The 23,863-nt window shown below is 64.6% G+C and carries 27 protein-coding genes; 13 read left to right on the top strand and 14 right to left on the bottom strand.

From position 1 onward, the window contains the following. The first annotated feature begins 352 nt into the window (after nt 1-352). Nucleotides 353-1,126 carry an S-methyl-5'-thioadenosine phosphorylase gene (locus tag AB0H22_RS04095; protein ID WP_180749725.1) on the top strand — a complete coding sequence of 258 codons (774 nt, stop codon included), beginning with the start codon at nt 353-355 and terminating at the stop codon, nt 1,124-1,126. Here the strand turns inward: AB0H22_RS04095 and AB0H22_RS04090 are convergent. After that, complete coding sequence (locus AB0H22_RS04090; RefSeq protein ID WP_358144961.1) at nt 1,123-1,620, bottom strand: pyridoxamine 5'-phosphate oxidase family protein; 498 nt, start codon at nt 1,618-1,620, stop codon at nt 1,123-1,125. The two genes, AB0H22_RS04095 and AB0H22_RS04090, sit on opposite strands and share 4 nt — an antisense overlap. A gap of 52 nt (nt 1,621-1,672) precedes the next feature. Here AB0H22_RS04090 and AB0H22_RS04085 point away from each other — a divergent pair, with 52 nt between their 5' ends. Further along, nucleotides 1,673-2,131: an SRPBCC family protein gene (locus tag AB0H22_RS04085; RefSeq protein WP_180748804.1), complete on the top strand. Its 459-nt coding sequence runs from the start codon at nt 1,673-1,675 to the stop codon at nt 2,129-2,131. A gap of 8 nt (nt 2,132-2,139) precedes the next feature. Here AB0H22_RS04085 and AB0H22_RS04080 read toward each other — a convergent pair whose 3' ends face one another. Genes AB0H22_RS04080 through AB0H22_RS04070 form a run of 3 tightly spaced genes read right to left on the bottom strand, consistent with a single transcriptional unit; the run spans nt 2,140 to nt 4,177 of the window. Further along, the gene (locus AB0H22_RS04080) at nt 2,140-2,658 is read right to left on the bottom strand and encodes a cupin domain-containing protein (protein WP_358144959.1); all 519 of its coding nucleotides are present in this window, start codon (nt 2,656-2,658) and stop codon (nt 2,140-2,142) included. A 35-nt stretch (nt 2,659-2,693) separates the two neighbouring features. Further along, nucleotides 2,694-3,842 carry an o-succinylbenzoate--CoA ligase gene (menE, locus tag AB0H22_RS04075; RefSeq protein WP_180748802.1) on the bottom strand — a complete coding sequence of 383 codons (1,149 nt, stop codon included), beginning with the start codon at nt 3,840-3,842 and terminating at the stop codon, nt 2,694-2,696. Next, nucleotides 3,839-4,177 carry a DUF3349 domain-containing protein gene (locus AB0H22_RS04070; protein WP_180748801.1) on the bottom strand — a complete coding sequence of 113 codons (339 nt, stop codon included), beginning with the start codon at nt 4,175-4,177 and terminating at the stop codon, nt 3,839-3,841. Before AB0H22_RS04070 ends, menE begins: the two co-directional genes overlap by 4 nt. Before the next feature lie 264 nt (nt 4,178-4,441). Between AB0H22_RS04070 and AB0H22_RS04065 the strand changes: the two genes are divergently transcribed. Together AB0H22_RS04065 and AB0H22_RS04060 are read left to right on the top strand one after the other, a co-directional pair. Beyond that, nucleotides 4,442-5,737, top strand: a complete 1,296-nt coding sequence (locus AB0H22_RS04065; protein WP_180748800.1) for an inorganic phosphate transporter — start codon at nt 4,442-4,444, stop codon at nt 5,735-5,737. 28 nt (nt 5,738-5,765) lie between these two features. After that, nucleotides 5,766-6,047 (top strand): hypothetical protein, encoded by a 282-nt coding sequence (locus tag AB0H22_RS04060; RefSeq protein ID WP_180748799.1) that lies wholly within the window; start codon nt 5,766-5,768, stop codon nt 6,045-6,047. A 47-nt stretch (nt 6,048-6,094) separates the two neighbouring features. On the opposite strand, the gene AB0H22_RS04055 is transcribed toward AB0H22_RS04060, so the two are convergent. Together AB0H22_RS04055 and AB0H22_RS04050 are read right to left on the bottom strand one after the other, a co-directional pair. Continuing rightward, nucleotides 6,095-6,481 carry a VOC family protein gene (locus AB0H22_RS04055; RefSeq protein ID WP_358146049.1) on the bottom strand — a complete coding sequence of 129 codons (387 nt, stop codon included), beginning with the start codon at nt 6,479-6,481 and terminating at the stop codon, nt 6,095-6,097. A gap of 29 nt (nt 6,482-6,510) precedes the next feature. Then, entirely contained in the window at nt 6,511-7,395 is an 885-nt protein-coding gene (locus tag AB0H22_RS04050; RefSeq protein ID WP_180748798.1) for an SDR family oxidoreductase, read from the bottom strand. A gap of 201 nt (nt 7,396-7,596) precedes the next feature. On the opposite strand from AB0H22_RS04050, the gene AB0H22_RS04045 reads away from it, so the two are divergent. Continuing rightward, on the top strand, nt 7,597-8,427 hold the full coding sequence (locus AB0H22_RS04045; RefSeq protein ID WP_180748797.1) for an NAD(P)-dependent oxidoreductase: 831 nt from the start codon (nt 7,597-7,599) through the stop codon (nt 8,425-8,427). On the opposite strand, the gene AB0H22_RS04040 is transcribed toward AB0H22_RS04045, so the two are convergent. The 4 genes from AB0H22_RS04040 to AB0H22_RS04025 form a co-directional block, all read right to left on the bottom strand. Continuing rightward, complete coding sequence (locus AB0H22_RS04040) at nt 8,424-9,356, bottom strand: 1,4-dihydroxy-2-naphthoyl-CoA synthase (protein WP_358144954.1); 933 nt, start codon at nt 9,354-9,356, stop codon at nt 8,424-8,426. The genes AB0H22_RS04045 and AB0H22_RS04040 overlap by 4 nt on opposite strands. A 53-nt stretch (nt 9,357-9,409) precedes the next feature. Next, the gene (locus AB0H22_RS04035; protein ID WP_358146047.1) at nt 9,410-10,063 is read right to left on the bottom strand and encodes a hypothetical protein; all 654 of its coding nucleotides are present in this window, start codon (nt 10,061-10,063) and stop codon (nt 9,410-9,412) included. Nucleotides 10,064-10,219: 156 nt separating this feature from the next. Further along, nucleotides 10,220-10,678 (bottom strand): carboxymuconolactone decarboxylase family protein, encoded by a 459-nt coding sequence (locus tag AB0H22_RS04030; RefSeq protein WP_358144952.1) that lies wholly within the window; start codon nt 10,676-10,678, stop codon nt 10,220-10,222. After that, nucleotides 10,675-11,025, bottom strand: coding sequence for a GNAT family N-acetyltransferase (locus AB0H22_RS04025; RefSeq protein ID WP_180748794.1), 351 nt, complete (start codon nt 11,023-11,025; stop codon nt 10,675-10,677). Before AB0H22_RS04025 ends, AB0H22_RS04030 begins: the two co-directional genes overlap by 4 nt. A gap of 49 nt (nt 11,026-11,074) precedes the next feature. On the opposite strand from AB0H22_RS04025, the gene AB0H22_RS04020 reads away from it, so the two are divergent. After that, nucleotides 11,075-12,085, top strand: coding sequence for a pirin family protein (locus AB0H22_RS04020; protein ID WP_358144950.1), 1,011 nt, complete (start codon nt 11,075-11,077; stop codon nt 12,083-12,085). After that, the gene (locus AB0H22_RS04015) at nt 12,082-13,260 is read left to right on the top strand and encodes a GGDEF domain-containing protein (protein ID WP_358144948.1); all 1,179 of its coding nucleotides are present in this window, start codon (nt 12,082-12,084) and stop codon (nt 13,258-13,260) included. The genes AB0H22_RS04020 and AB0H22_RS04015 overlap by 4 nt, the downstream gene beginning before the upstream one ends. A gap of 3 nt (nt 13,261-13,263) precedes the next feature. Here AB0H22_RS04015 and AB0H22_RS04010 read toward each other — a convergent pair whose 3' ends face one another. Beyond that, on the bottom strand, nt 13,264-13,731 hold the full coding sequence (locus tag AB0H22_RS04010) for a nitroreductase/quinone reductase family protein (RefSeq protein WP_180748792.1): 468 nt from the start codon (nt 13,729-13,731) through the stop codon (nt 13,264-13,266). Between the two features lie 32 nt (nt 13,732-13,763). Further along, nucleotides 13,764-14,465, bottom strand: coding sequence for a Clp protease N-terminal domain-containing protein (locus tag AB0H22_RS04005; RefSeq protein WP_358144946.1), 702 nt, complete (start codon nt 14,463-14,465; stop codon nt 13,764-13,766). Between the two features lie 89 nt (nt 14,466-14,554). Between AB0H22_RS04005 and AB0H22_RS04000 the strand changes: the two genes are divergently transcribed. The 6 genes from AB0H22_RS04000 (at nt 14,555) to AB0H22_RS03975 (ending at nt 20,303) form a co-directional block, all read left to right on the top strand. Continuing rightward, on the top strand, nt 14,555-15,193 hold the full coding sequence (locus tag AB0H22_RS04000; RefSeq protein ID WP_358144944.1) for a histidine phosphatase family protein: 639 nt from the start codon (nt 14,555-14,557) through the stop codon (nt 15,191-15,193). A 17-nt stretch (nt 15,194-15,210) separates the two neighbouring features. Beyond that, nucleotides 15,211-16,179: an o-succinylbenzoate synthase gene (locus AB0H22_RS03995; RefSeq protein WP_358144942.1), complete on the top strand. Its 969-nt coding sequence runs from the start codon at nt 15,211-15,213 to the stop codon at nt 16,177-16,179. A gap of 11 nt (nt 16,180-16,190) precedes the next feature. Next, nucleotides 16,191-17,027 carry an alpha/beta hydrolase gene (locus tag AB0H22_RS03990; protein ID WP_180748788.1) on the top strand — a complete coding sequence of 279 codons (837 nt, stop codon included), beginning with the start codon at nt 16,191-16,193 and terminating at the stop codon, nt 17,025-17,027. 12 nt (nt 17,028-17,039) lie between these two features. Next, nucleotides 17,040-18,662: a 2-succinyl-5-enolpyruvyl-6-hydroxy-3-cyclohexene-1-carboxylic-acid synthase gene (gene menD / locus AB0H22_RS03985; protein WP_358144940.1), complete on the top strand. Its 1,623-nt coding sequence runs from the start codon at nt 17,040-17,042 to the stop codon at nt 18,660-18,662. Continuing rightward, nucleotides 18,659-19,099, top strand: coding sequence for a DUF3592 domain-containing protein (locus AB0H22_RS03980; RefSeq protein WP_358144938.1), 441 nt, complete (start codon nt 18,659-18,661; stop codon nt 19,097-19,099). Before menD ends, AB0H22_RS03980 begins: the two co-directional genes overlap by 4 nt. A 61-nt stretch (nt 19,100-19,160) precedes the next feature. Then, nucleotides 19,161-20,303 (top strand): glycosyltransferase family 1 protein, encoded by a 1,143-nt coding sequence (locus AB0H22_RS03975; RefSeq protein WP_180748786.1) that lies wholly within the window; start codon nt 19,161-19,163, stop codon nt 20,301-20,303. 65 nt (nt 20,304-20,368) lie between these two features. On the opposite strand, the gene AB0H22_RS03970 is transcribed toward AB0H22_RS03975, so the two are convergent. Then, nucleotides 20,369-23,386 carry an RND family transporter gene (locus AB0H22_RS03970; protein ID WP_358144934.1) on the bottom strand — a complete coding sequence of 1,006 codons (3,018 nt, stop codon included), beginning with the start codon at nt 23,384-23,386 and terminating at the stop codon, nt 20,369-20,371. Next, on the bottom strand, nt 23,383-23,796 hold the full coding sequence (locus tag AB0H22_RS03965; RefSeq protein WP_219602573.1) for an MmpS family transport accessory protein: 414 nt from the start codon (nt 23,794-23,796) through the stop codon (nt 23,383-23,385). Before AB0H22_RS03965 ends, AB0H22_RS03970 begins: the two co-directional genes overlap by 4 nt. Nucleotides 23,797-23,863 lie beyond the last annotated feature (67 nt).

The following is a 23,863-nucleotide window of genomic DNA, read 5'->3' as shown; positions in this document are numbered from 1 at the left end:
TGCGGTAGCTATCAGGAACTGTCTTCGATGTAGTTGAGGCCCAATCGAATTCATCTCCCCACCGTAGCCTCGACCTGGGGCGCGTCAAGGCCAGCGAGCCGGAGGCATTATCGGCGGGCAAGTCTGAATTTCCACCAGCAATTCATACACCTGCGACGCGATCGCCAGGAGCGGGAGTATTCGCTCTGCTATTCGGTTGCGGCAACTACGTATGTATTGCTTGGTAAATTGAGAAATTGGCAGCCGAAATTTGTCGGGAACTATTGCGGGTATTTGGGCGACTAACTATTTGTGCAGTGCGGCCGCACACCCCAACTGGTCGCAAGCCGAAGCGTTGAACGACAATATCGGGATGCTCGCGGTGATTGGTGGTAGCGGCTTCTACTCGTTCTTCGACAAACCCGTGCGGAGCGTCACCCCGGAGACGCCGTACGGTCCGCCCAGCGCACCCATCACGATCGGGCTGGTTGGGGAGCGCGAGGTGGCGTTCCTGCCTCGGCATGGCCGCAGCCACGAATTCTCGCCGCATACCGTGCCCTATCGCGCCAACATGTGGGCCTTGCGTGCGCTGGGAGTGCGCCGGGTCTTCGCGCCGTGCGCCGTCGGCAGCCTGACCCCGGACCTGGGTCCCGGCGCCATCGTGGTGCCCGATCAACTGGTGGACCGCACCAGCGGACGTGAGCAGACCTACTTCGACAGCGGCGGTATCCATGTGGAGTTCGCGGACCCGTACTGCCCCGGGCTGCGTGCTGTCTCCCTGCAACCCGGTGCCGTCGACGGCGGGACCATGGTGGTGGTGCAGGGACCGCGGTTCTCGACCCGCGCCGAAAGCCGGTGGTACGCGTCGCAGGGATTCACTCTGGTCAACATGACCGGCTACCCCGAGGCTGTGCTGGCCCGCGAACTCGAAATCTGCTACGCCGCAATAGCCTTGGTCACCGATCTGGACGCCGGTATCGAACACGGCCAGGGAGTGCGAGCCGTGGATGTGTTCGCGGAATTCGAGCGGAACATCGGCGGATTCAAGGAGCTGGTGCGCGCCGCCGTCACCGCCACCGAATCCGTCGACTCCTGCGCACACTGCCGCGCACACGACGGCGTGAAACTCCCGATCGAGCTGCCCTAGCGAACGTAACGCGTCTGTCCGTGCGGGTTCTTCATGAAGGACAGCACCTTCGACGGCACCACTGTGAACACGATCGCGAACTCGTCGCCCTCGCCGAACCCACCCTCGCTCGTGGTGAACTTCCAGTCCTCGCCGTACTTTTGGAGGTAGGCGTCCGCGAGGTTCTGCAGGGTGTCGGCGTCGATGACGCGTTCGGCCGTCCCCTCGACGACGATGTCGTGCCCGTCATTCCAGGTACTGATACCGGTGGCAATGGCCACGCTGCCGTTCGATTCGAGATTGCGGGCCTTCTGCTCGGTAGGGCCAGTGCAGAACGCGAACGAGTCCCCCTGCCAAAGGCCGACGAGTGGAGTCATGTGGGGGCTGCCATCCGCGCGGACGGTGGTCATCCAATACAGCTCGGCAGTGGCCAGCAGTGCCGACACGTCGCTCCATGGAGGCGCGGAGGCGCCGGGCTCGCTGAACCGCTGATCGAAATGCGAGGTAAAGGTCATGGTGATACAGACCCGCCCCGTCGCCAGGATTCATCGCGGGTACCGTCAACCCATGCGTGATTCGGTCACCGTGCACATCGCAGCCCCCGCCGACAAGATCTGGGAACTGGTCAGCGATATCACCAACACGGGGAAATTCAGCCCGGAGACTTTCCAGGCCGAGTGGCTCGACGGCGCCACAGGCCCCGCGGTCGGTGTGCGCTTTCGTGGCCACGTCAAGCGCAACGAAATAGGGCCGATCTATTCGACTGTGTGCCGGGTCGTCGAATGCGACCGTGGCCGCGCCTTCGGGTTCGCGGTGCTGTTGCCCAATGGCAAAACCGTCAACACCTGGCGCTATCGTTTCGAGCCTGTCGGCGATGCCACCGATGTGAGCGAATCCTTTGAACTGACACCGACATTGCCGCTACGGGTCTACTGGGCGCTGCTGGGCTGGGCCCGCGGGCGGAGGAATCGGCGTGACATGCTGACCACCCTCAACCGGATCAAGGCGGTTGTCGAGGCCGCCTAGCCGCTGCGCTACCGGGCGTCCAATGCCGACAGTCCGCGCCCCTCTGCCCACACCGGACTCGTGGTGAAGTGGTTGTCATACATCTCGGGTGCGGCCTCGAGCTCGCTGATATCGGCTTTGTTGTGGACGATTCGGTCAAGTAGCCGAAAGTAATCGAAGCGCTGCACGCCGGGGGACAACACCGTGAAGATGCTCGCATCGCTATCGGCGGTGGCGCCGAAGGCGTGCGGCATGAGCCGTGGAACCAGCAGGGTGTCGCCTTGTTCAAGAACCTCGATACGATCTCCCGCCAGAATTTCCAGTCGCCCCGACACCAGGTAGAACAGCTCAGTGGACCGGGTGTGGAAGTGCGGGGCCGCACCGTCGGCACCCTTCGGCAGATAGATGCTGAGCACGCTGACCGCCCCACCCGTCGCGTCGGCATCCATCACCAATCCGGTCTTGTTTCCGGCCGCGGTGCTCACGATCTCCTGTTCACCGTCCCGAACCAGCGGCGCGGAACCCAGGACAAACTTTTCGAGTGTCATGGTGGGCAACGCTATGAACTCAAGTGCACTGGAGGTCAAGAGAAGCGTTTGACGAGGGCGCGACGGTCCAGCTTCCCGATCCCGCGGCGGGGTAGTTCGTCGACGACGTGCAGTTCACGCGGTGCAGCGGTGCCATCGAGCGCGGCCGTGACATGTGCCCGGAGATCATCGAGGGTCGGAGTGCCCTCCGGAGACGGCACCACCGCGACGGCGACACGCTGGCCGAGTCGGTCATCGGGCACACCGAACACCGCGCACTCGGCGACCAGCGGATGGGCGGCAAGAGCGGCCTCGACCACCTGGGGCACCACGGTGAGCCCACCGGTGCCGATCGCCTCGTCCAACCGTCCCAATACTCGTAGCCGTCCGTTGTCGAACTCGCCGAAGTCATCGGTGTGGAACCACCCTGGGTCCGCAAAAGACTTGTGGTCGGGCATGTTTCGATATCCGGCCGCCACCGTGGTGCCGCCGAGGCTGATCCGCCCCTCCGGACCGATGCGCACCACGACGCCATTGAGGGCAACGCCGTCGTACACGCATCCCCCACAGGTCTCGCTCATGCCGTAGGTCCGCACCACCGGGACTCGCGCTTGGGCCGCCCGAACGGCGACAGGGGCGGGTAGAGGACCACCGCCCAGGAGGACCGCATCGAAGGAGGCAAGTGCCTCCGATGCTGCCGGGTCGTCCAGGGTCTTGACCAATTGTGTTGCCACTAAGGAGATATACCGCCGATTCCCGGTCATCTCGGCGGCCGCCCGCACGAAGTCGGGTACGGAGAAACCGGCCGAGACGTCGAGTACCACGGGTTCGGTTCCGGCCTGGATGCTGCGCAGCAGCACCTGCATTCCGGCGATGTGATGGGGTGGCAGCGCGAGCAGCCATTGGCCGGTACCGCCCAGGCGTGCGTGCGTAGCCCATCCACTGGCAGCGAGGGCGCCGCCAGTGAGCATGGCGCCCTTGGGTTTTCCCGTTGTGCCGGAGGTCGACACCACCACTGCGACGTCCTCGGCGATGGGTTCGTCGGCGGACAGTTCGGAGGCGAGGAAATGTGCCTGATCGGTGTCATCGGCAGGCACCGGCAGCACGGCGTCGCCGCGGCCGTCCAGCAGCTCAGCGAGGCGGGGGAGCAGGCCGAGCATCGTCTGCCCGCTGGGGACGGGCAGGGCGCGCAGCAGATGTGTCACGCCGGATGATCGGAGGCCTGATCGGAGCCGTTCTCGTCGTGGTCGGCGGGCTCACGCGGATCATCAAGGGGCCAACCCTTTTTGGCCAGTCGCTGGCGTACCCGCTCGATATCGTCCTCGCTCGGCAGCTCGTCGGTGAGCTGGGTGATGAGCACGCCGATGTCGATATGGTCGAAGTCGCTACGCGTCATCAACGCGTTGGCCACGGTCTTGACCTCGTCATTACTCAGACGCCGCCCCAGCAGGGCCAGCAGGGGAACATAGTCGGGCGGCGGGACGCCTTCGGGGTATCCCGCCCGAAGCCAGGTGACGATCTTGTTCAGAAATGCGTTCACGGCCTCTAACTCCTGACAGGGGACGGGCGGCCGTCCTGGTACATGGCGACTGCTAGCGATGGTAGTGCGGATGGCTTGTGTTGTCGCCAGACAAAAACTAGCCGCAATCAGCGTGGAAACCGGCGCGCAGTCCTAACAGTCAGCACCCGAAAGGTTAACGGAATATGAACTCCTTGCGGGAAATACCAAACTGGCCGGTCAGGGCACGGACTTTGATTGTCATCAGCTGGTCAAAGTCAAGGCCTTTACCCCAGAATTAGCGCCATGGACGCAACCATGATCATCCTGGTGCTGTTGATCGCAACAGCACTGGCCTTCGACTTCACCAATGGGTTCCACGACACCGGTAACGCCATGGCGACGTCCATCGCGACGGGCGCGTTGAAGCCCAAGACCGCGGTACTGCTGGCAGGCGTCCTCAACCTCGTCGGTGCATTCCTGTCCGTCGAGGTTGCCCTCACCGTCACCACCTCGGTGCTCAAGGTGCAGGACAGTAAGACGGGCCACCTACTACCGTCGATCGACGCCTCCACTGGGCTGACGATCATCTTCTCCGGCCTCATCGGCGGCATCCTCTGGAACCTGTTGACTTGGCTGTTCGGCATCCCGTCCAGCTCCTCGCACGCCCTCTTCGGCGGATTGATCGGCGCGGGACTCGCGGCCATCGGCACTGCGGGCGTCAACTGGAACGGTGTCGTCCAGAAGGTGCTGATTCCCGCGGTTGCGGCCCCGCTCATCGCGGGCCTGGTGGCCGCGGCCGGTACCTGGCTGGTCTACCGCATTACTCGCAACGTGGTGAAGAAGCGTCGGGAAGAGGGCTTCCGCTGGGGCCAGATCGCCACCGCGTCCCTCGTCGCGCTGTCGCACGGCACCAACGATGCGCAGAAGACCATGGGCGTTATCGCCTTGGCGCTCATCACGACCGGCCATCTGACCGGCAACGTCAAGGAGCAGGGGCTGCCGTTCTGGATCATCGCCAGCTGCGCGCTCGCGATCGGCCTGGGCACCTACCTCGGCGGTTGGCGCGTCATCCGCACCCTGGGCAAGGGCCTCGTCGAGATCGAGTCGCCCCAGGGCCTGGCTGCCGAGGCATCCTCGGCCGCCATCATCCTGAGCTCCAGCGCTGCGGGTATGGCGCTGTCGACCACCCACGTCGCGACCGGTTCCATCCTCGGTAGCGGTGTGGGCAAGCCGGGCGCCGAGGTGCGCTGGGCCGTCGCCGGCCGCATGGTGCTGGCTTGGCTGGTCACCCTGCCCGCCGCCGGAATCGTTGGCGCGCTGTCCTACTGGCTCTCGCACGTTGTGGCCGGTGTCAGCTCCCCGCTGGTCGGCGCGATCGTCATCTTCGCCGTGTTGGTCGCACTGTCCGGCTACATGTGGTGGCGTGCGCAGCAGCAGAAGGTTGACTCAAGCAACGTCAACGCCGATTGGGACGAGTCGACCAACTCGGTCGTGCCTGCCGACGCCCGCGAGCTCGATGTCGATGCCAGTGGCGATGTGGAGGCCCAGGCGCCCGCGAAGGACAAGACCGGCTCCACCGCCGACACGGCTTCGGTCTGATCAACCCAGCGAACAGAAGGAATCTTCGATGAACTACGCAGAATCCATCCTCAAGGTGCTCGCCGTGGGATTGATCCTCGGTGCAGGCCTGCCCGCCGTCTTCGCCGCAGGCTTGGTCGCCTTCTCCACGGGCTCGGGCGGGGCAAATGACGACGGCACCGTCACGGCGCCCAACCCGGCCGTCAAGTTCCTGGGGCTTGCGCTCTTCACGCTGGTGAGTGCGGTTGTCGTGCTTGCCATCCTCTGGATCACCCGGACCACGATCATCCACCACACGGGAGTCGACCTTTTCCCGTTCCTCAAGAAGTAACGGTCCTCAAGAAGTAACACGGCATCTCACAAGACACCCGGCGGGCGCTACCGCCGGGTGTCTTTGCGTAGAGGGTGGTCCGGCGGTATCTGCACGAAGATCAGCGTGACGCCATCGGGGGCGGCGACATGCATTTCATCTAGGCCCCACGGTTCCTGTTGCGCGGCACGGGTGATCGATGCCCCGCGGCTCTCGAGGTCGGTCTGGGTTGCGTATACGTCGCGTACCTGGAGCCAGAGCGCACCCGGAAATACCGCCGGGTGGCCGTCTGTGCGGCCGTGTCCGGCGATCTCGATGAGGGATTGCCCCGCGAAAAACACCATGCCAGCCCCGTAGTCGCGCGCGACGGCAAGCCCCAGCGTGTCTCGGTAGAACGCCAAGGTCGTGTCATAGTCCTTAGGCCGCAACAATATTCGGCTGGACAGAATCTCCATCCCCGTGTTTACCACGGGGATGGAGAATATTAGAGGGCTTCGCGCGCGGAAGCCGCGACCTTTGTCACCAGCGAGGGTGCCACGGCGTTGGTTGCAGCGGCCAGCACAGAGAACCGTGGGGCGATGCGCACCGGCCGGGTTCTTGCCGCCAGCACCATCCACTCGGCGGCTTCCGCGGAGGTCAGCGCTGCCGCGTTCGTGTACTCCGCGGTCGGCGCGATCATCGGGGTGCGGACCAGGGGGAAGTACAGCGTGGTGGTGTGCACGTTGTACTTGCCGTATTCGGCGTCGACGATCCGGCTGACCGTCGAAAGCGCGGCCTTGGAGGCGTTATAGACGGCGAACTGGGGAACGACGTCGTTGAGCACACCCCAGGTGGCGACGTTGATGATGTGCCCGCCGCGGCGCTCGACCATGCCGGGGGCGAAACCGCGGATAAGCCGCAGCGGTGAGAAGTAGTTGAGCTGCATGGTGCGCTCGGCGTCATGCCAGCGGTCCAGAGATTCGTGGGTTTTGCGCCGGATGGAACGCCCTGCATTGTTGACCAGGATGTCGACGCCGCCATGGCGCTCGTTCACGGTCTCCACCAGCTTGTCGATGGCATCCAGATCGGACAGGTCGCAGGTGATGGCGTCGGCGGTGCCACCGGCGGCGGTGATACGCGCGGCGACCTCGTTGAGCAGGTCTTCGCGACGGGCCACCACGATGACCTTGGCGCCAAGCTTTCCGAACTGATACGCCGCTTCCTCGCCGATGCCCGAGGATGCGCCGGTGATGAGGACACGCTTGTCCTTGACGGATGCGCCGTAGCTTGCATCAAACTTGGCCCGGACTAGCGACGGGCTGGGGAAAGGCTGCATTAGCGCGCGGGCAAAAGCAGTGCTGAGCCGCTTGCTCACCGAGTTCTTACTCACGAGTAAGAATCGTATGCCCCTTTGGGTGGATGCGTACCGCCGGGCCTCGTGACTTACGTCTCGTGGCTGTCGCGGATCGAGGTTTCTCGGCAATTGCTTAGGGGCGCAACCTGTCCCAATTTTCCAGACACGCTGTTCAAGAAGTGAGAGACCCGTGACTTATGGTGAGCTCACCAACCATCTGACGACAAGGATGTAGCTATGGGATCGCTGGCAGGTAAGACCATCATCATGTCGGGAGGCAGCCGCGGAATCGGCCTGGCCATCGCGTTGCGCGCGGCCCGAGACGGTGCGAACGTCGCGATCATGGCGAAGACCGCGGAGCCGCATCCCAAGCTTCCCGGCACCATCTACACCGCTGCCGAGGAGATCGAAGCCGCCGGCGGCCAGGCGCTGCCCATTCTCGGCGACGTCCGCGACGACGATGTGGTGATTTCGGCGGTGGCTCAGACGGTCGAGAAGTTCGGCGGGATCGACATCGTGGTCAACAATGCCAGTGCCCTGAACCTCGCTCCCTCGGAATCGATTTCGATGAAGGCATACGACCTGATGCAGGACATCAATGCGCGGGGTGCCTTCTCGCTGTCCAAGTCTGCGATCGGTGCGCTCAAGGAGTCGGAAAATCCGCACATTCTGACGCTGTCACCGCCAATCACCTTGGACGCCAAGTGGTTCGACCAGACCACCACCGCGTACACGATTTCCAAGTTCTCCATGAGCCTGGTGGCAATTGGGTTGGCTGCCGAGCTGCGCAGCTACGGAATCGCGTCGAATGCGCTCTGGCCGCGTACCACTATCGACACCGCCGCCATCCGGAACATCCTCGGTGCGGAGCTGGTTGCCCGCTGTCGTTCTGCCGAGATCATGGCCGACGCCGCGCACGAGATCCTCACCAAACCCAGCCGTGAGGTCACCGGAAACTGCTTCATCGACGACGAGATACTCACCGAGTCGGGCGTCACCGACTTCTCGAAGTATCGCCAGTGCGCCGAAGAGGAGCTCGAACTCGACTTCTGGATGCAGCGGTCCTAGTAGTGCCAGGGGTAGGGCGACCAGTCGGGCTTGCGCTTTTCCAGGAATGAGTCGCGGCCCTCGACGGCCTCATCAGTCATGTAGGCCAATCGTGTTGCCTCCCCTGCGAATAGCTGCTGTCCGACCAGCCCGTCATCGGCGAGGTTGAAGGCGTACTTGAGCATCCGTTGTGCCTGAGGTGACTTTTCGTTGATGGTGTCAGCCCACTCCAGTGCGACCGTCTCCAGGTGTTCGTGGTCGACGACCTCGTTGACGGCGCCCATGCGATGCATCTGTTCGGCGGTGTACGGCCGGCCCAGGAAGAAGATTTCGCGGGCGAACTTCTGGCCAACCATCTTGGCCAGGTATGCGCTGCCGTAGCCGCCGTCGAAGCTGCCCACATCGGCGTCGGTCTGCTTGAAGCGGGCGTGTTCGCGGCTGGCCAATGTCAGGTCGCACACGACGTGCAGGCTGTGTCCACCGCCGGCGGCCCAGCCATTCACCAAGGCGATCACCACCTTTGGCATGAAGCGGATGAGTCGTTGTACCTCGAGGATGTGCAGACGGCCCGCACGACCGGGGTCGACAGTTTCCGCGGTCTCGCCCCCGGCGTACTGGTACCCGGTGCGGCCCCTGATCCGCTGATCGCCGCCGGAACAGAATGCCCAACCGCCGTCCTTGGGGCTGGGCCCGTTCCCGGTGAGTAGGACCGCGCCGACATCGGAGGTCATCCGCGCGTGATCGAGGGTGCGGTACAGCTCGTCGACGGTATGGGGGCGGAAGGCGTTGCGTACCTCGGGCCGGTCGAACGCGATCCGGACGGTTCCCCTTTTGACGCCCTGGTCGACGTGCCGGTGATAGGTGATATCGGTCAGGTCCTCGAATCCCGCGACCGGCTGCCAGCGCGTGGGGTCAAAGGGGTTAGCGGTCTGCCCGTCGTCCTGCGTCATGCCTCCGACTCTAGAGGCCGCTCGGTGTGCGGTCGGTCGAAGCTACCCGTGAACTACTGCGCCGCCGACGGTGCCGACGCGGATGCCGTCCATTGAGTGAAGGCGCCTGGCGGCGGTTGTTGGCACCACGACCACTTGCCGCCCTCTTTCCGGAACTGGTTCGACTTGGTCTGAGTCTGGGTAGCGGCTCCGCCGATGCTGTACGTCGCGGTGATATCGCCCGTGGCGGTGTCGCCGACGATTTTGATGTTGTCGATCGCGAACTTCTCGACCGTGGTGGACTCGCGGATTACCTGCAGTACCGTGGCCGCGTACGCGAACTGGTCGCGATTGACAATGGTCTTGACGAGGGCAGCGCGCTCACTTCCGCCGGCGCTCGGGAACCGTTGTGACACCTGGCTGGAAAGCGTGGAGGTGTCGCCGTACATCAGCGCCTCCTCGGAGCCCTTCCAGGAATTGATCGAGGGGACGAGGTTCTCGTCGGCGGTGCGACTGGACACCTGATAGCGCGGGCAGGTCAGCGCATTGGCGGCGAACAGGTCAAGACCGCCGAGGGCCTTCCCCATCTGCCCCGTCACGTCACGGATCTGATCCTGGTCAGTGGCCTGTATTGCTGCGGGCGTCGTCACGACGGTCTCCGTGGGCTTGGTGAGTGTTTGGTAGACGCTGCACCCGGACAACGCGGTGGCGAGGGTGGCGGCCAGGATCACCGAGCGCGCTGTCTTCTTGAAATACGCGGCACGCACCTGAGGCATCGTTGAGTACCTTCCCCGTGAGATATGTCAATGACCAGATCATTAGGCTGGCTTAAGAAATCCAACTCATGGGGATTCCGGTGTATTCCCGTCCGGCGCGACCAGATATCAGCGTTTCTTGATGGGGTGGCGGCTGAGGATCGAGATCCGGTTGAAGGTGTTGATCATGACGGCCGACCACACCAGCACCGACACCTGATCATCGGACAGATGCTCACGTGCGGCGGTGTACTGCTCGTCGGTGAGGTGCTCGTCGGTGACCTCCGTCACCGCTTCGGCGATCCGCAGGGCCGCGCGCTCCACATCGCTGAACAGCTCGGCCTCCTCCCACACGGGCAGCACGGCGATCCGCTGGGTGGACTCGCCCTCCTCCAGCGCCACCCGGGTGTGCAGGTCCAGGCAGAACAGGCATCGGTTGAGCTGGGATACCCGAATGTTCACCAGTTCCAATGTTATTCGCGAGAGTCCTGCCTCGGCGGCCCTGGCGCGAAGCTCGGCGGCGGTCTTGGTCAGGGCCTGGTAGACCGAGGGAGTCTGCTTGTCGATGTAGACGCGGCGCCCGGTCATCCCTGGCGTGCCTCGACCGCGGCCAGCGCCTCCCGGGTCACGGGGTCGACGATGTCGTCGAACTCGTGGTGCTTTCCGACGAACTTTTTGACGTATGGACATACCGGGATGATGCGTCGTCCGGCGTCCCGGGTGCGTGTCAGCGCGGACTGCACCAGCGTTCCGGCCAGGCCTCGTCCGCCGAACTTCTCGTCGATTTCGGTGTGGTAGAAGATCCGGACTTGTGTGCTGTCCAGCGATGTATCCAGGTACTCGGTGAATCCGGCGAGTTCACCGTCAGCGGTGATTTCGAAGCGGTGCGAATCGGGCGCGTCGGCAACCGTGGTTGTGGGTTCGGAATCGTCCATGCCCGCCAACTATGCCGCACGTCTCGTGAGTACGGACCATGATGGTCGCATGAGCAATACCGAGACCACGCCGACGGAAACCCGATGCGGTGTCGGCCCATGCCCCGTTGACGGAGAGGGGCATCCCGTCGTCGAAATACTCACTCCCCGTGAGGTTCCACTCGGAGGACCGCGGGCTATGACGGTATTGCGCACCCTTCCCCAGGCGCAGCGATCGCTGATCGGCGCCTGGTGCTTCGCGGACCATTACGGACCCGACGACATAACGCAGACCGGCGGGATGGATGTCGCGCCTCACCCGCATACCGGATTGCAAACGGTGAGCTGGTTGTTCACCGGAGAGATCGAGCATCGTGACAGCCACGGCGTACATGCGATGGTGCGACCGGGGGAGCTCAACCTGATGACGAGTGGCCGCGGCATCTGCCATTCCGAGGTGTCGACGGCTGAGACGAAGACTCTGCACGGTGTGCAGTTATGGGTCGCGTTGCCCGATAAATCCCGGGACGCAGCACGCGATTTCCAGCACTACGCACCCGAGGCGATCGTGATCGGCGGGGTCAGCCTGCGCGTGTTCCTGGGAACGTTGGCGGGGCAGGTATCGCCGGTGCGTACGGCGACTCCGTTACTTGGGGCGGAACTGCTATTGGAGCCGCGGAGCATGACGCGGTTCGATATCGATCCCGGATTTGAACACGGGCTACTGGTGGATACCGAGGCCATCGAGTTGTCAGGCACCAGGGTGTCTCGGGGTGAACTCGGCTACGTCGGTACCGGGGTGGAACAACTCACCGTCGTCAACCCCACCGATGCGCCGTCGCGAGCGATCCTGTTGGGCGGCAAGCCATTCGGCGAGCAGATCGTCATGTGGTGGAACTTCGTCGGCCGTGATCATGATGAGATAGCCGCCTTCCGAGAGGAATGGCAGGCAGAGTCCGAGCGTTTCGGCCGCGTCGAGGGATACCAGGGTGCGGTGGCGCGTCTTCCCGCACCGCCGTTGCCGACCGTCAGGATGGTTCCGCGCAGGAATGCCCCGACGGCCAACACCGCCCCACGATGATCTCGTATATCCGCAACACCGCCTGGATGGGCTTTCTGCGCCAATGGTGGACCGAGCCGGTTCCCACGGGCTGGTTGCGGGCGTTCCTGCACGCCCGCAAGCTCGATCGGACGGTCCGTAATCTCATCGGCGGGTATGCGTTGATCTTCGCCGCGATCTGTATCGCCCTCCAGTTCAGCGACACCGGGCCCCGAAGTACGACCGGCCGTGTCATCGTCGGTCTCTGTGCTGTCGGGGCGCTGGGTTGGGCGGTTCGGTGGGTGGTCGGGCCGTGGTTGAGCCTGCGTGAAGCGGTTTTCTTCGTAGCGTTCGCGGATATCGCCATCGCGGTGGCCTGCGGGCAGGACTCAAACGCTCTTGCCGGTCTCGTCGGGACGGTTCTGTTCACGCCCGTCGGTGCGTACGTGAGCTTCTTCCTGGGTAACCGGCTGCTGATAGCGCATGTGGCGTGGTGCGGCGCAGTGATCGTCCTGCTATCGGCACGTATGTTCGCCGAGGGTACGGTCGGCGCGGCGATGACCGCATTGGTCAAGGTGACCAGTTTGTTTTTGGTCGTGGTGCTGATACCCGCGGTCATCCAGTTCGGGATCGCGGTGGTGCGGTTGGATGCGCTTGCCGCGCAGCGGGACCCGCTCACGGGGCTGCTCAATCGTCGCGGCATCTTCGGCGAATGGCAGCGCCTGCACAGCGGGTTGTCCAGCGAGTATGGGTTGGAAGGTGACTTCGTTATCGCGGCAGCCATCGTCGATATCGACCGATTCAAGTCAATCAACGACCGGCACGGCCACGGCACGGGGGACCAGGTGCTTGTCGACCTGGCCGCATCGCTCGCCGCTGAGGCGACCCCGGGCACGATGGTGGGCCGCTCGGGCGGAGAGGAGTTCCTCGTGGTGACGGTTTGCCCCGCCGGGGCCGTCGCCGATTTCGCCACCCGCCTCAAGGAATCCGTCATGGCCTGCAGGCCGGCGGGTATTGTCGTGACCGCGAGTGTGGGTGTTGCCGCCCAACCGGTCGCGAGCGTCGCATCCGCTACCTCGCAGGGGGCGATCGACGCACTGAACGCCTGTGCCGATCGTGCCATGTACCAGGCAAAGCGCAACGGCGGCAACCAATCACGGATACTCCACCCGGACCGCGGCTCCGATGAAAACTATCTGTCGCAGTGGGGCGCATAGCGACTAGGGGTGCTCGGTAGACCCGTCTTCCAGGGGATCGAACCGGAACACCGCGGCTATCCCGGCGAGCGCCTCGAACTCATCAGGGGTGCCCTCCTTGACCAGCCCGGCGTTCCTGATGAAACCAACACCGGTGGGCACCTCGATCGGAAACGCGCGCAGCACCGGGCGTGAGTCCTCAGGGGACAGCTCGACAATGCCGACCCGCTGGGTGTGGCGCCCCTGCGTCAGTGTGCCCTCCTTGGCCTTGCGGGCGTTGGCAATCCAGGAAGAACCCGGCACACCTCCAACGGCATAGCGTCGGCCATCGAGTGTGAATGGAGTGATCGGGGTGGAACGCGGCTTGCCGGACTTGGCGCCGGGCACTGTCAGCACCAGCATGGGCAATTTGAGGCCCACCTTGTGCCCGCCGATGACGACCTTGTTGAAGTACTTGAGCCATTTGGGAACCGGCTTGATGTCAACTGACATGACATAAAGGTACGCCAACGTGAGGGGTATGGCTAGGGGGCCTTATCCGCCAGGATATCGCCCAGTAGCCGGTTGGCCTGCTCCTCGGCCACGACCGCATTGAGGCCCAGCTCGGATAGCTTTCGAGAGGTGTCGGTGTGGCCGGAGAGTATGGCTAGCAGGATGTGTTCGGTTCCAATGAAGTTGTGGCCCAAGCGAAGCGCGGTGCGTAAGGTTGCCTCCAGCGCTTCCTGAGCATCGCCGTCGAACTCCGCGGTGGGCAGCTTCGGGGCGACGGCCTCGTAATCGGGAGCCGGTCGGCCGGGGATTCCGAGTGTGTCTGTCGTTATCCCGGCATGGGAAACGATGAGTGCGGCAAGTCCTTTCGGGTCGCTCAGGGTGCCGGCGAGCAAGTGGGCAACGGTGATCGGAGTGCCATCGGCGAGGGCAAAACCTGCCGCAGCGACGACCGAACGCCGAGCCCGGTCGGTGAACCGGGAGAACATCCGCACGGACGGTACGTAGCGCTTCTGCGCGGCCTGCTTGGAGACGCCCATGCTGGAACCGATTTCGCTCCAGGAGGCGCCGGAGCGGCGTGCCTGGTCTACGAAATGCCCGATAAGGGCATCGGCGTGGTCGGACAGCCGTCCCGCTAGCAGCATCGCATCGGTGAGATGGTCCAGCGGGTTGCCGGCGGGGTGCATCTGGCGCACCCCGACGATGAGGGTGTCCAGCGAGATGGGAAACTCAACCATGCGTCAACCATAAGTTGACGATCTGGGGCTGTCAACCAAAAGTTGACCAGTTGATGAGGTAGTAGCCCGGAACATGCGACGATCGTGATGTGGACCTGCGCCGGATCTATGTCGTGACGCATCCGGAGTCGGATCATCATGTAGATCGGTTGGTCGGCGGCTGGTACGACTCTGCTTTGACACCGACGGGTTTGAATGCGGCCCGAGCGATAGCAGCGTCGCTGCGTGCGCGTATCCCCAACGGGAGCGGCGTGGAGGTGTACAGCTCGGATCTGATCCGTGCGGCGCATACCGCCGAGGCGATCGGTGACGCGTTGGGGGTCGCGCCGATTGTCGATACGCGGTTTCGTGAGAAGTCCTATGGCGAAGCTGGAGGCAGACCTCAAGAGTGGCTCGATCGGAGGTTCGTGCCGCCACCTGCGATGGGCGAACGGATGGCACACGATGAGGGGATCCCCGGTGCGGAGACCAAAATCGTTTTCGCGCAACGGATCTACGATGCCATGGGCACTGTCCTGGACAGCAGCTGCCGTCACCAGGTGATCGTGACGCATGGCGGTGCATTGACGTTCGCGGTGTCCGCGTGGATCAAGATGCCCATCGAGTCGGCGGACTACGTGTCATTCCGTGCGCCATCGGGGAGCATCAGCGTCCTCAGCGAGGACGATTTTTTCCACAACCGCGCGGTGGCCGAGCTGGGGAGCGTCAGTCACCTGGCTTCGCCTTAGCGTGCGACGATCGCAGCGTGGAGCTGCCCGCGCTGGATGACGTGCTCGACCGTATGCACGTCGTCGCGTTGCCCATGCGGGTGCGATTCCGTGGCATCACCACCCGTGAGGTGGTGCTGATCGACGGCCCGACGGGTTGGGGCGAGTTCGGCGCCTTCCCCGAGTACGAGGCGCCCGAAGCCTCCGCCTGGTTGGGGGCCGCCATCGAGGCCGCCTACGCCGAGCTACCCGCGCCGCGGCGTGTCCGGATTCCCGTCAACGCGACGGTGCCCGCGGTGGACGCCGCGTTGGTTCCCGAGATGCTGGCCAGGTTCCCCGGCGCTCGCACCGCCAAGGTCAAGGTGGCCGAACCGGGCCAGACCCTTGACGAGGACATTGCGCGTGTCGATGCGGTCCGTGCGCAGATCCCCACCGTGCGGGTGGACGCCAACGGCGGCTGGACCGTCGAACAAGCCGTCCACGCGCTGACTTCACTGACCCGAGACGGCGACCTCGAGTACGCCGAACAGCCCTGCGCCACGGTCGAGGAACTGGCCGAACTGCGTCGGCGTCTTCCGGATGTACCGATCGCAGCCGATGAAAGCATCAGGCGGGCAAGCGATCCGCTCCGCGTTGTGCGGGCACACGCGGCCGATATCGCGGTGCTCAAGGTGGCGCCCCTCGGCGGTGTGGCCGCGCTGCTGGGTATCGCGGAACGGATCGCCCTGCCCGTGGTGATCTCCAGTGCCCTGGACAGCGCGGTGGGTATTGGCATCGGTCTGCGCGCGGCGGCAGCGCTGCCGGTGCTGGAGCATGCGTGCGGACTGGGAACCGGAGGATTCTTCGTGGAGGACGTGGCCGACACCCCCGCCCCCGAGGACGGTTACCTCGCGGTGGCATCGTTCACGCCTGAGCCGGCCCGGCTCGCCGCGCTCGCCGCGCCCGCCGACCGGCGCGATTGGTGGCTGAGGAGAGTGGCCGACTGCTACCCGCTGTTGAACCGGTAGGTTCAACCAGCGTGCCTCTCGCGAATATCAACGGTGTCCAGATCAGCTACGACGAGCGTGGCCCCCTAGCGCTCGGTGCCTCGGGTGATCCGGTCGTCTTCATCTCCGGGCGAGGTGGCGCGGGCCGCAGCTGGCACCTGCATCAGGTACCGGCATTCCGCGCCGCGGGATATCGCACCATCACCTTCAACAACCGGGGGATACCACCGACCACCGAATGCGCGGATGGCTTCACTCTGGAGGACATGGTGGCCGACGCCGCGGCGCTCATCGAGCATCTCGGTGCCGCCCCCGCCCGGTTGGTCGGCTTCTCGATGGGCGCGCTCATCGCACAGGAGCTCACGCTCACCCGTCCCGACCTGGTGACCGCTGCGGTATTCATGGGGACCCGCGGCCGGGAAGATCTCACGCGGTCGTTCTTCCGCAAGGCCGAACTAGAACTTTCCGTCTCGGGTGTTGAGATACCGGCGTCGTACCAGGCGGCCATGCGATTGATGGCCAACTTTTCGCCCAAGACCCTCAACAACGACGCCGCCATCAAGGACTGGATCGACATGTTCACCCTGTGGCCTGAGCCTGCCTCGGGGGGTATCGACCACCAGCGCAGTGCCGTGCCCGGCCCCGACCGGCCCGGCGCCTACGCGGGAATCAGCGTTCCGTCGCTGGTGATCGGGTTCAGCGATGACATGACCTTGCCGCCTTACTTGGGCAAGGAAGTAGCCGACGCTATCCCCGGTGGCCGGTACGTCGAGATCGCCGACGCCGGGCATCTGGGCTTCATCGAACGCCCCGACGAGGTCAACCGCGTGATCCTCGAGTTCTTTGCGAGCACGTCGCGGGCGGTGTGACACCCTGATGGCATGAATCCGTCGACCGCACAGGCCCATGCCGTCGTCGACGAGCTCATCCGCGGCGGCGTCCGCGATGTGGTGCTGTGTCCCGGATCGCGCAATGCCCCGCTGGCCTTTGCATTGCACGACGCGGACAAGGCCGGGCGGCTGCGGCTGCACGTGCGGATCGACGAGCGCACCGCAGGCTTCTTGGCCGTCGGACTGGCGGCCGCCAGCCGCGCGCCGGTACCGGTCGCGATGACCTCGGGTACCGCGGTCGCCAACCTGGGCCCCGCGGTGGTGGAGTCCAACTACGCGCGCATTCCGCTGATCGTGTTGTCCGCCAACCGCCCCTACGAACTGTTGGGCACCGGCGCCAACCAGACCATGGAGCAGCTCGGCTACTTCGGCACTCAGGTTCGCGCCGCGATCAGCATCGGTCTGGCCGAGGAGGGTTCGGACAAGATCGAGGCGCAGAACGCGCATTGGCGCTCTGCGACCTGTCGAGTCTTGGCCGCAGCCAAGGGATCCCGCACCGCAAATGCCGGCCCCGTGCAATTCGATATCCCACTGCGGGAACCGCTCGTGCCCGACCGTGACGGGGGGTCGGCTCCCGCCGGGCGTCCCGGCGGGAGACCGTGGACGTACACCCCGGAGGTGACGTTCGACGAACCCGTCGAGATCGATCTGACCCCCGATACCGTGGTGATTGCGGGGCACGGTGCGGCCATGCACCCCAATCTGTCGAGGTTGCCGACGGTGGCTGAACCGACTGCGCCGCAACCCGATAACCCGGTGCATCCGCTGGCGCTCGCACTGCTGCACCCACAACAGGTGATCATGCTGGGACGCCCGACCCTGCATCGGCAGGTGTCGTCCATATTGGCGGACAGCCGGATTCCGGTGTACGCGTTGACCACCGGCCCGCGCTGGCCCGACGTGTCCGGCAACTCGCTGGCCACCGGGACGCGGGCGGTGACATCCGGTAACCCGGATGCCGCATGGCTGCAACGGTGCGCGCATGCGCACCAGAAGGCACTCGACGCGGTGCAAGGGCAGCTGGACACCCATCCACTGACCACGGGTCTGCACGTGGCGGCCAGGGTCTGCGGGTCATTGCGCGACGGCGACCAACTGGTGCTCGGCGCATCCAACCCGGTGCGCGATGCCGCGCTCGTCCCTTGGGGGGCCAAAGATGTTCACGTGCGCTCGAATCGGGGAGTGGCCGGTATCGACGGAACGGTATCCACCGCCATCGGTGCGGCGCTCGCGCACCCGGGTGGCCGCACCATCGCATTGATCGGCGATCTCACCTTTGTGCACGACAGCTCGGGCCTGCTGATCGGCCCGACCGAACCGCACCCGGAAGATCTGACCATCGTTGTCTCAAACGACAACGGCGGCGGCATCTTCGAGCTGCTGGAGCAGGGAGACCCGCGATTTCGCGACGTCTCCTCGCGTGTCTTCGGCACCCCGCACGACGTGGATATCGCGGCCCTCTGCCGCGCCTACCATGTGGATTCGCGGTCCATCTCGATTGAGGAGCTCGGCCCGGCATTGGACGAACCAGCCGGGGGCATCAGGGTTCTGGAGGTCAAGGCCGACCGTTCCACCCTGCGCGAGCTACACGCCGCCATCAGGGCGGCCCTGTGAACCGGCGCTCCCGCGTCATCAGGAGAGTCCGGATCGGAGTGTGGGTTCTGGCCGGACTGCTGACTCTGCAGTCGCTGCTGCTCATCGTGGGGGCCTGGCGTAACGACAAGGCCATCGAACGAGATATGGGCGTCGCGCTGGCCGAGGTGCTCAGCGCGGGGCCGCGCCGTTCCACGATCGAGTTCGTCACACCCGAACGGGTCACGTACCGACCGGAATTGGGAGTGCTCTATCCGTCGGAGCTCAGCCCGGGCATGCGCATCTATGTCGAGTACGACAAATCCAACCCGGATTTGGTTCGCGTACAAGGACGTAACGCGTCACTGTCGATTGTCCCCGGTGGGTCCATCATCGTCGTGGTGTGGGCAGTCGCCGGGGCGGCGCTGTTAGGCCTCGCCTGGATCCAGCGCCGAGGTCCGGCTCCTATTCACGCTTAAATTTGCGCGACGTATGCCTGGGGGCAACCTAACTGCCAGGTGACGCTGACATGCTGTCCACGTGCGCATCGCGATCGTCGCCGAGTCGTTCTTGCCGAACGTCAACGGAGTCTCCAACTCGGTGCTGCGGGTGCTGGAGCACCTCGGCCGCACCGGGCATGAGGGCATCGTCATCGCGCCCGACACCCCGCGCGGGCAGGCGCCCGCCGCCGTTGAACATGACGGGGTGCCCGTCCACCGGGTTCCCGCGATCATGTTCCCCAAGGTGAGCACCCTGCCGCTAGGAGTGCCGCAGCCGCGGATGGTGCGTATTCTTCGCGATTTCGCCCCCGATGTGGTGCACCTGGCCTCGCCGTTCGTCTTGGGATACGGCGGCCTGCGCGCCGCGCAGCATCTCGATATCCCCACGGTCGCCGTCTATCAGACCGATGTGGCCGGGTTCGCCGACAGCTATGGCGCCGGGTTCGCCGCGCGCGCGGCCTGGCGTTGGACCAGGCACCTACACGGACGCGCCGACCGCACCTTGGCCCCGTCCACCTCGGCGATGGAAGACCTTGCCGCGCACGGTGTCCCGCGGGTGTTTCGGTGGTCTCGCGGTGTCGACATCGAACGCTTCGCACCGTCGGCGCGTGACGAGGATCTGCGCCGCTCCTGGTCGCCAGAGGGCAAGCCGATTATCGGATTCGTCGGGCGGCTTGCTCCCGAAAAGCATGTGGAGCGACTGGCGGTACTGGCCGAGCGCGACGACCTACAGCTCGTCATCGTGGGCGGTGGGGTAGGGCGGGACGCACTCGAAAAGCTGATGCCCACAGCGATTTTCACCGGTGAGCTGTCCGGGTCCGCACTGTCGCGGGCGTACGCCAGCCTCGATGTCTTCATCCATCCGGGCGAGCACGAGACGTTCTGCCAGGCAGTGCAGGAGGCGCTGGCCAGCGGGGTTCCCGCCATCGCGCCGGATGCCGGCGGGCCGCGCGACCTCGTGATCCCGGGTCGTAACGGAATGCTGCTGCCGGTAGCCGATTTCGAGGCGCGGCTGGGCATGGCGGTGGATCACCTGGTGCAGCCCGCGACCCGCAGCCGATTTTCGGCGGCCGCGCGCAGGGGAGTGTTGGCGCGCACGTGGCCTGCCATCTGCGATGAGCTGCTGGAGCACTATGCCGCCGCGGCGGGCACCACGCTCGGTCGCGGCATCATGACGGCCTGAAGCTTAGGACGTGACGCGCCGCCACCGAGACCTGTGCCGACGATAAACAACGGCAAGTTGCGTTGTCACGCCGATACTTTGTTCGATCCTGCGCCATTGCCTGCTTCCCGCGCGGGGCGGCTCGAGACCCGGATGGGCCACCAGAACCACCGGCCCAGGAGGGTCGCGATGGAGGGGATGACAAGCGAGCGGACCACGAGCGTATCGAGCAGGAGCCCGACGCCGACGGTGGTGCCGATCTGCGCGAGGGTGCTGGAGTAGCCGGCGATCAACGCGAACATTGTGAAACCGAATATCAGGCCCGCCGTGGTGACCACGCTGCCGGTGCCCACCATGGCGCGGACGATCCCGGTTTTGATTCCGGCGCCGATCTCTTCTTTGAACCGGGCGACGAGCAGCAGGTTGTAATCGGCCCCGACCGCGACGAGAAAGATGAAGGAACACGGTGCGACAGCCCAGTGCAAGGGCAGACCGATGCCGTACTGCCAAATGGCGACGCTGAGTCCCCACGCGGAAAGAAAAGACAGTCCAACGGTGCCGACGACGGCGACCGCGGCGACAAAGCTGCGCAACAAAAGCAGCACGACGCAGAACACGAATGCGAACGCCGCGACGGCGCTGGTGAGGAAGTCCTCCTTGGCGAAGGCGGCGATATTGAGCAGTGTGCCCCCGGCTCCTCCGATGCTCACCGTGCTCCCGCCGAGCGAGGTGCCCTTGAGTGCCGACTTGGCCGCGGGGATGATCTTTGCGCTGTAGTCCATGCTCTCTTGGCTGAAGGAGTTCACATCGCCCATGACGAGCATTCGGGTGATCTTGCCGTCCGGAGAGAAGAAGACGGAGAGCGCGGATTGGAACAACGGGGATTCGAAGGCCTGGCTCGGAAGGAAGAAGTACCCGCCGGGGTCTCCCTTCATGTAGGTGTCGGCAATCTCTCGCAGGAATGCCGTCACCTCGTTCATCTGCACCAGTAGCGAATCGGCCATGCCGCGGATCGGAGCGAGTGTCTGCTTGGCGTCGTTGAGAAAACCGTCCAGCATCTGGACCTGATTAACCAATCTCGGCAACGACTGCGTGGCGACCTGGGAGGCGTCCACCATGTCCTCGAACTTGCGTGCGCCGGCCTGGTTGAGTCCATCGAGAACGGTGAGTCCGGTAAGCGCCGCGTTGCAGGGCAGCACCTCCCTGCAGTCGGGGACCATGTCGACGAGCTGTCCTGCTGCATCGATTCCGCCCGCGGCGACCGGCTTTATCTGGCTATGCATCGCCTTCGCCATTTTCAATAGCTCGACGAGGCGTTTTCGGGTGGCCTGCACACCGCCGCCGGGCAGTTCGGCAGCGCGCTGGACGACCTGGAGATCGTTGAGGACCTCCTTGACACCGACCGAGAGCTGATCGATCTCACCGGTGATCTTGGCGATGCCGTTGAGCTGAGTGCTGACCATCTCGGCTATCTGCGCCATCCGTTCGCCGATGTATCCGCCTTGATAAGTCAGGGTTCCTTGTGGCAGCGGCGAGATGAGCGGGCGCGTAATACCTTGTACCGCTTGGACTCCCTCCACGGAGTAGACGGAACTCGTCAGCTTCGCGAGTGCGATCAAGTCCGCTGAGTTGCGCATGTCGTGATCGGACTCGACGAAGAGCAGGTTCGGATTGAGCATATTCGGCGGCAGGTGCCGATCCGCGGCATCGAGACCCAGATTTGCCTCGGTGTTGGCCGGTTGGGCCGCGCGTTCGTTATAGCTGATGACGTACGTCGGCAGGACGAGAATCGCGAGTGCGAGCACGGCAAGGCTGCCGGCGAGCACCGGGCCGGGCCAGCGGACGACGTGGGTGGCGATGCGCCTCCAGCGCCTGACGGCTCGCTCTCCGCGCGGCTCGTAGAGTCCGAGCCTGCATCCGATCGCCAATAGTGCGGGGCCGAGGGTCAGCGCCGCGGCAAGAGCGGTGAGGATGCCGATGGTGCACGGCAGACCGGAGGTGGAAAAGGCGGCGAGTCTGGTGAGCGTCATGCACGCGGTCGCGCCCGCCACGGTCAGTCCAGAGGCGAAGATGATGCGTTGCACGCTGAACAGCGCGGTGTAATACGCCGTGGTCGGGTCCTCACCCGCTCGTCTGGCCTCCTGATATCTGCCGAGCAGGAAGATGCCGTAGTCCGTCCCCGCGCCTAGGACGATGCCGGCCAGCAAGCTCGAAGCGAAGATGGAGATACCGATGATCTCGTGCTGGCCGAGAAGGGCGACTATCGGCCGGGCGGTCACCAAGGCGACCGCCACGACGAGCAGCGGCATCGCAGCGGTGAACAGCGAGCGGTAGGTCAAAGACATGATGATGGTGATGCAGATGGCGCACGCGAAGATGATCGGCAGGATCGAGCGGTTGATGGCGAGCAGTTCGTCGTTGACGACGGCGGACGGACCCGTCACGTAGATCTTGACTCCCGCGGGGGGCGGGTAAGCCTTGACGATGTCGCGCACGGCTTGAGTGGATTCCATGGCCAACGCGGTGCCCATGTTGCCGCCCAGGTTGAGGTAGCTGAAGGAGGCCTTCCGATCCTGGCTTTCGAACGCCGGCGCGAATGAGGGGTCGGACCACAGGTCGATCGTCGTGATGACGTGCTTCTTGTCCGCCTTGAACTTCTCCATCAGGCGCGCGTAATAGCTGTGCATCTCCGCGCCGAACGGATGCTCGCCCTCGGCCAGCACCGCGACGAAGTTGTTCGTGCCGCCGTTGCCGAAATACTTGCCCATGTTGGAGAGCGCCTGCACCGAGGAGGCCTCGTCGGGCAGGAAGGACAAAGCGTGCCCTTCGATCACCTTCTCAAGCTGGGGGCCTGCGGCATTGAGCCCGCACGCGAGTAGCACCCACAGCACAACGATGGGTATGGAGAGCCCGTACAACAGCCTCGCGTACAGGGGCCTGCGCTGCTCGGCGCGAGCGTAAGTCTCCCGACGGAAAGGCACAGTGAACTCGCCGCGCACTCGGCCACCGAATGCTCGCGATCGGGCGGCGAACCCGGCACGTGCCTCAGGTGTGCCGGGAGCCGTTATCGGGCCGGTGTCTGCTTCGGCCTCGTCCCGGGTCATGCGACCTGCACCTTGCAGCTCGCGATGCCTCCGGTGGCGGTCGCGACTTGTTCGTCGCGGACCTGCCCGTTGACAGTGATCCGGCAACCGACACCGGAGGCATTGGACTGTACGACCATGCTGGTCACGAGGGACGGCTCCACGGTGCGCAGTGCCTCCTGCCAAGGCAGGACCGTGCCGACGTTCTGGTTGTGGCCGTTGTCGTCAAGATAGGACACCGTCGCCGGAGTCCCATCCGGCCCGATGGCCTCGTACTGGATGGTCCGTTCGGTGAGACTGCCCAGCGCGGGGAGGCGGCTCACGGTCCCCACCGCCTCGTCCGGGATCTCGCTCCAGCGCAGTTTGAGGATGAATGCGGCCGCGACAGTAAGCACAGCCAGCACAACAAGGTACACCCAGACTTTCCTCATAGAGCTACCTTCGAGAGGAGCGAGAAAGTCATCTGAAACACCCTTCGTATCGCCAATCAGACGGGTA

It is taken from the genome of Mycobacterium sp. NPDC050853 (assembly GCF_040653875.1).
In the GTDB taxonomy this organism is placed as follows: Bacteria; Actinomycetota; Actinomycetes; order Mycobacteriales; family Mycobacteriaceae; genus Mycobacterium.
Note: the sequence above shows the minus strand (reverse complement) of the source record. Positions and strands in the feature narration are given on the sequence as shown.

Excerpts from the sequence above, each read along its gene's own strand:
- AB0H22_RS04095 (WP_180749725.1), top strand. The coding sequence starts at position 353 with ATGCTCGCGGTGATTGGTGGTAGCGGCTTCTACTCGTTCTTCGACAAA.
- AB0H22_RS04090 (WP_358144961.1), bottom strand. The coding sequence starts at position 1,620 with ATGACCTTTACCTCGCATTTCGATCAGCGGTTCAGCGAGCCCGGCGCC.
- AB0H22_RS04085 (WP_180748804.1), top strand. The coding sequence starts at position 1,673 with ATGCGTGATTCGGTCACCGTGCACATCGCAGCCCCCGCCGACAAGATC.
- AB0H22_RS04080 (WP_358144959.1), bottom strand. The coding sequence starts at position 2,658 with ATGACACTCGAAAAGTTTGTCCTGGGTTCCGCGCCGCTGGTTCGGGAC.
- AB0H22_RS04065 (WP_180748800.1), top strand. The coding sequence starts at position 4,442 with ATGGACGCAACCATGATCATCCTGGTGCTGTTGATCGCAACAGCACTG.
- AB0H22_RS04060 (WP_180748799.1), top strand. The coding sequence starts at position 5,766 with ATGAACTACGCAGAATCCATCCTCAAGGTGCTCGCCGTGGGATTGATC.
- AB0H22_RS04055 (WP_358146049.1), bottom strand. The coding sequence starts at position 6,481 with ATGGAGATTCTGTCCAGCCGAATATTGTTGCGGCCTAAGGACTATGAC.
- AB0H22_RS04045 (WP_180748797.1), top strand. The coding sequence starts at position 7,597 with ATGGGATCGCTGGCAGGTAAGACCATCATCATGTCGGGAGGCAGCCGC.
- AB0H22_RS04040 (WP_358144954.1), bottom strand. The coding sequence starts at position 9,356 with ATGACGCAGGACGACGGGCAGACCGCTAACCCCTTTGACCCCACGCGC.
- AB0H22_RS04030 (WP_358144952.1), bottom strand. The coding sequence starts at position 10,678 with ATGACCGGGCGCCGCGTCTACATCGACAAGCAGACTCCCTCGGTCTAC.
- AB0H22_RS04025 (WP_180748794.1), bottom strand. The coding sequence starts at position 11,025 with ATGGACGATTCCGAACCCACAACCACGGTTGCCGACGCGCCCGATTCG.
- AB0H22_RS04020 (WP_358144950.1), top strand. The coding sequence starts at position 11,075 with ATGAGCAATACCGAGACCACGCCGACGGAAACCCGATGCGGTGTCGGC.
- AB0H22_RS04015 (WP_358144948.1), top strand. The coding sequence starts at position 12,082 with ATGATCTCGTATATCCGCAACACCGCCTGGATGGGCTTTCTGCGCCAA.
- AB0H22_RS04010 (WP_180748792.1), bottom strand. The coding sequence starts at position 13,731 with ATGTCAGTTGACATCAAGCCGGTTCCCAAATGGCTCAAGTACTTCAAC.
- AB0H22_RS04005 (WP_358144946.1), bottom strand. The coding sequence starts at position 14,465 with ATGGTTGAGTTTCCCATCTCGCTGGACACCCTCATCGTCGGGGTGCGC.
- menD (WP_358144940.1), top strand. The coding sequence starts at position 17,040 with ATGAATCCGTCGACCGCACAGGCCCATGCCGTCGTCGACGAGCTCATC.
- AB0H22_RS03970 (WP_358144934.1), bottom strand. The coding sequence starts at position 23,386 with ATGACCCGGGACGAGGCCGAAGCAGACACCGGCCCGATAACGGCTCCC.
- AB0H22_RS03965 (WP_219602573.1), bottom strand. The coding sequence starts at position 23,796 with ATGAGGAAAGTCTGGGTGTACCTTGTTGTGCTGGCTGTGCTTACTGTC.